Annotated in this window: 4 protein-coding genes; all 4 read left to right on the forward strand. The window is 59.4% G+C overall.

The features are described from left to right. On the forward strand, positions 1-2,167 hold a 2,167-nt coding region (gene lptD, locus V3W31_09730; GenBank protein MEE9615206.1), incomplete at its 5' end, for an LPS assembly protein LptD. Positions 2,168-2,273: 106 nt separating this feature from the next. Beyond that, a complete protein-coding gene (locus tag V3W31_09735; GenBank protein MEE9615207.1) occupies positions 2,274-2,906 on the forward strand; it encodes a nucleotidyltransferase domain-containing protein in 633 nt (210 codons plus the stop codon). Further along, entirely contained in the window at positions 2,899-3,306 is a 408-nt protein-coding gene (locus V3W31_09740; protein ID MEE9615208.1) for a HEPN domain-containing protein, read from the forward strand. The genes V3W31_09735 and V3W31_09740 overlap by 8 nt, the downstream gene beginning before the upstream one ends. A gap of 1 nt (position 3,307) precedes the next feature. After that, on the forward strand, positions 3,308-4,330 hold the full coding sequence (locus tag V3W31_09745; protein ID MEE9615209.1) for a uroporphyrinogen decarboxylase family protein: 1,023 nt from the start codon (positions 3,308-3,310) through the stop codon (positions 4,328-4,330). Positions 4,331-4,522: the final 192 nt, after the last annotated feature.

Here is a 4,522-nt window from a genome sequence, read left to right on the forward strand (position 1 = left end):
GCTTTTACCCGCTATGCGCGACTTTAGAACGATTACATTCGTATGCCTTATTGTCGTCTCCGTTGCCTCCATACTCCGTGAGTCCGAGGCGGGGATATCGGACAAGACGTTCCGTAAAGACCTGCCCGTGGAGGTTACCGCCGACTCGGTGAACTACGACAGGACACGGCAGACCTACTTCGCAGAGGGCAACGTCGTGGTCGTCCAGGGCACGATGGTCCTCATGGCGGACGAAGTTACGCTGGACATGGCCTCCGGCACTGCGAAGGCCTCGGGGAACGTCGAGCTTACCGACGAAGACGGGGACTGGCTCAAGGGCGAGAGCCTCGAGCTGGACATGGACGAGGACACGGCCGTAGCCGTAAACGGGAGGCTCTTCTTAAAGGATACGAACCTCCATATAGACGGCGAGGCGCTGAAGAAGACGGGTCCCAAGAGCTACGAGTTCGAGAAGGCCGTCTATACCACCTGCGACTGCGAGCCGGGGGAGACCCCGGCATGGAGCTTCTATACCGAGACGGCAAAGGTCAAGATAGAGGGGTTCTTTACCGGCAGGCACGCCCGTTTTTACATAAAGGGCGTACCCATACTGTACTCCCCGTTTCTCGCCGCTCCGGCAAAGACCAAGAGGCAGACCGGTCTCCTCGTGCCCAGGATAGGCTCCTCCGACGTGGGCGGCTTTAAGTTCAACAACGCCTTTTTCTGGGCCGTCTCTCCGAGCCGGGACGTCACCTTTTACCTGGATACGGAGAGCAAGAGGGGGCTCGGCACGGGGTTCGAGTACCGCCAGGCCCGTTCAAAGCGGAGTCTTAGCGAGATATACATCTACCACTTCAGGGAGCGCGACATAGACCGGGTGAGGGAGTTCCGCGACGACGTGGATAACCTCATGCGCCCGCTCTCGGCCGAGGACGACCGCTGGCGCCTCAGGCTCCGCCACAGGGAGTGGTTCGGCAACGACTTCGTCTTCAAGGCGAACGTCGACATAGTAAGCGACGACGAGTACTTCATAGACTTCGCGGACGACTCCGCCGAGAGGGCGCTCGAAAGTCTCGAAAGCACCGTTTCGATAAGCAAGAGCTGGTCGCACTATAACCTGGTCGCCGAGGCGAGGGTATTCGATAACCTGTTCCTCGACCACGAATCCACCGTGCTTCAGAAACTCCCGGAGATAACCTTCACCTCCTCCAGGACGAAGGTCGGGGGCACCCCCCTCTATCTCTCGCTCGATTCGGTCTTTGTCAACTACCAGAGGGGGGAGGGCGTGGAGGGGCAGAGGCTGGACATAGTGCCGCGCCTGAGCCTGCCCATAAGGTCCTTCGGGTGGGAGTTTACCCCGTTCTTCGCCCCCCGGGCCACCTTATACCGGGTAGAAAACGACCCGATAAAAGACGACGACGAGCACGGCAGGGGCCTCTACGAGGCCGGGGCGGAGCTTACCACCACCTTCGTCCGGTACTTCAACTCGGAGTGGGAAGGCGTTAAGAAGTTCCGCCAGACCATAAGGCCCAGGTTCGCCTACAGCTATATCCCGGCTTACAGCCAGGACCGCCTGCCCGAGTTCGACACCGTCGACAGGATAAGGGCCCGGAACAGCATCACCTACTCGCTCAACATGACGCTCGCCGGCATACTGAGGAAGAGCGGCAGACGCCACGACTTCCTCTACATGGACCTTAGCCAGAGCCTCGACCTGCGCGAGATGAGCGGGCACAGGGAGGTCGACCCCGACAGGGACCGTCCCTTCTCGGACGTAACCGGCGAGATAATCTTCAGGCCCAACACTTTCTCTCGCGTGGCCTTCAAGGGCCGCTATGACGTGTACGACCGCAGGCCCGAGCACTACGACATGTCGGTGCACCTGAGGGACAGGCGTGGAGACAGGCTGGACCTCTCCTACCGCTACAGGCGGGACGCCACAGACTACCTGAGCGCCAGGACCCTTGCGCGCCTCTCCCGGAAGGTGGACGTCTTCTACAGGACGAGGTACTCCTTCGAGGACAACAAGGCGCTGGAGACTTCCGTGGGGCTCGTATACCGCCACCAGTGCTGGAGCGCGGAGCTCGCCTACTCGGACCGGCTCGAGGAAAAGCTCTTTCTCCTGACCATCGACCTGAACGGCCTGGGCAGGGCGTTCAAGAGCAAGGGCGGCTTCGGGGGAGGTTAGGCGGGGAGGGGTGAGATAACATCAGTATTGACAGGAGTGGATAGTTTTGGTAGGGTAATATATAAAATAGTATACACAGCCACACTATTTATATCCACTTGAGGCCATGCGGTTCACTAAGGTTCTCGAAAATATCCTGGGGAAGAGGTCCAATATCGGCATACTGCGGGTACTTGTCGATAAAGGCCTTGAACTGACCGGAAGACAGATTGCCGAGCTTTCCGGCATGAGTCACCGGGCGTGTCTCCTGTCTCTTGATGCGCTGGAAGGGCAGGGGGTCGTCACCCGGAGGTCCGCGGGGAGTGCAAACCTGTACGGGCTCAGGAAGGAGAACTTTCTCATAAAAGAAGGGGTGCTTCCTCTCTTTAAGCTCGAAAAGGGTCTTGTCGACAGTATGATGGCTACTATACTGGATAGCTTAAAGAAGGAAATGCCAATGGGCAGGGTTAGAAGTATAGTTCTCTTTGGAAGCATAGCCAGGGGCGAAGGGGAGCCCGACAGCGATATAGACCTGTGTGTAGTTGTCGGCAGCCGGAGAGTTAAAGAACTTATACCTTCGATGCTGGAACCCGCAAGGGAGCATATAATGAAAACTTTCGGGAACAATCTCTCCCTTTATACGGTCACCGTCAGGGAGCTTAGCGAGAGGCATGCCAAGAAAGACCCCCTGATAGGTGAAATCATCGAGACCGGACACGTGTGGGGAGAGCGTCTGGAGAAGTTATTGAAGGATGAATAGAGGGTCGAGAAAGGTTGAGAAGGGTGTTTATCGCGGCTACCTGAAGAAGGCGGACGATTTTTATCGTGGAATGAAGGTCGCCTTTGAAGGGTCCAACTGGAACTCGGTCGGCCTTGAGGCCGTCCACTGCGTCATCTCCGCGAATGATGCTCTGCTCGCTTACTACGGAGGTGTCCGGTCCGTATCCAGGGACCATAAGGATGCCGCAAGGTTTCTTCTGGATACCATCGATACGGAGGAAGCCGGAAAGAAGGCAAAACATCTGCGCGCCGTCATAGCCAAAAAGAACCTGGTGGAGTACGAGAACAGATCTTTTATTCAGTCCGAGGCCGAAGAGATATATCGTCATACAGAGAGATTCTACCTATGGGTGAGGTCGATGCTGCCCGAGGAGAGATAACCTGACGGAGAAGGAAAGACTTTTAGCCGCGCTATCCGGAGCGGGGGCCGACAGGCCGCCGGTTATCCTCCCCGGCGGGTTCGTTACCATGGCGAGCCGGGAGGTAATGGAAGAGGGGGGGTTTTTTCCCCTCTCTCCCGATCTCCACTCCGACCCGGCCATGCTCGCCTCGCTCGCGCTCGCCGTCCAGGACGCCACCGGGCTCGAAAACCTGGCCCTCCCCTTCCGCATGACCGTCGAATCCGAGGCCTACGGGGGAGAGACCGAGGAGTCTCTTGTCTCAGGCGCAGGGCGGACCGAGCCGTGTTATCCCCTGGAGAGCGTAAAGGACTTTAGCGCTCTGAAGACCCTCGACCCGGAAAGGGACGGGAGGCTGCCGAAGACCCTGAGTGCCGTAGGAATCCTCAGTAAAGGCCGCACCGAACTGCCGGTTATAGGGGACCTGGTCGGCCCCCTCGGCCTTGCCACCTCGCTCGTCGACACGAAGACACTCCTTAAATCCCTCTTGAGAGAGCCCGCAGAAGCCCACGCCTTCCTCTCATTCCTTGCCGAAGGTACGGCCCGTTACGGCCGCGCGCTTGTGGGGGCGGGCGCGGACGTCGTCTCCATAACCGACCCGGCCTCGACCGCCGAGATACTGGGACCCGAGTTCTTCAAGGAGTTTGCTGTGCCTTATCTGAACCGCATTACCGCTGCGATGCACACCGAAGGGGTGCCTGTCATGGTCCACCTTTGCGGGGATATAAGAGGGCTCAGGGACGCCCCCCGCGGACTCCGGGCAGAGTGCGTGAGCGTGGACCCGCGCGTCTCCATTGCCGATGCAAGGCTCCTCCTGCCGCGCCACCGCATAATGGGTAACCTCGACCCGGAGCTTCTCGCCTCCGGCACCACCGGCGAGGTCCGCGAGGCCGTTACCGGTATCCTCGACCAGGGGCCGGACATAGTCGCCCCGGGCTGCGCCGTGGGGCCGGGGGCTGCGGCCGAAAAGCTCGGCGCGATGGTATCGGCGGTGTCAATGTCATGATGGCCGACGGGGTACGAGATACCAGTGCTGTATTGGGCCGCTTATGGCGCTAACCGTGCGGCAGCACCCTGCGGTGGGGCAATTTTCATGACGGCCGCCGGGGTACGAGATACCAGTGCTGTATTGGGCCGCTTATGGCGCTAACCGTGCGGCAGCACCCTGCGGTGGGGCAATTTTCATGACGGCCGCCGG

The organism is Thermodesulfobacteriota bacterium (assembly GCA_036482575.1).
GTDB lineage: Bacteria > Desulfobacterota > GWC2-55-46 > GWC2-55-46 > JAUVFY01 > JAZGJJ01.

Bases quoted from the DNA above. Each gene is read 5' to 3' on its own strand.
- V3W31_09735 (MEE9615207.1), top strand. From the start codon at position 2,274: ATGCGGTTCACTAAGGTTCTCGAAAATATCCTGGGGAAGAGGTCCAAT.
- V3W31_09740 (MEE9615208.1), top strand. From the start codon at position 2,899: ATGAATAGAGGGTCGAGAAAGGTTGAGAAGGGTGTTTATCGCGGCTAC.